1 protein-coding gene is annotated in these 387 nt (G+C 56.1%); it reads left to right on the top strand.

The features are described from left to right. Positions 1-80: 80 nt before the first annotated feature. On the top strand, positions 81-387 hold a 307-nt coding region (locus HMPREF3175_RS10260), incomplete at its 3' end, for a hypothetical protein (protein WP_176745118.1).

Here is a 387-nt window from a genome sequence, read left to right as displayed (position 1 = left end):
GCGAATATCGGCTAGCCATAGGCGTACCCCTCCTTTGTGTTGGGGGTTGGATGGATTGTTCTTTCAGAAAGTTGTGACACATGTACTTTGATATCCATCACGCGGCCGCTACGCAGACTGTTACAGCAACCAACAGCGCCGCTGATGATCTCCAGGCTGCGTTGCTTGAGCTCTCACAAGCGTTCGCAGCCGCTGGGCACGCTCTGCCGCAATCACCGGTTGTGACAAATGGTTTGGCCGCGGTCTTCATGGGCGCGATCGAACCCGGTTCCAACACTGTGATCAGCCGAGTTAACATGGCAACGAGCAGCACAAACGCCGCTCTGAGCTCGTATGCCCAAGGGGATCAGCAGATGTCTGCCAACGTGTGCCCAGTCCCAGGCAATA

It is taken from the genome of Arthrobacter sp. HMSC08H08 (assembly GCF_001807575.1).
Lineage (GTDB): Bacteria > Actinomycetota > Actinomycetes > Actinomycetales > Micrococcaceae > Pseudoglutamicibacter > Pseudoglutamicibacter albus.
Note: the sequence above shows the minus strand (reverse complement) of the source record. Positions and strands in the feature narration are given on the sequence as shown.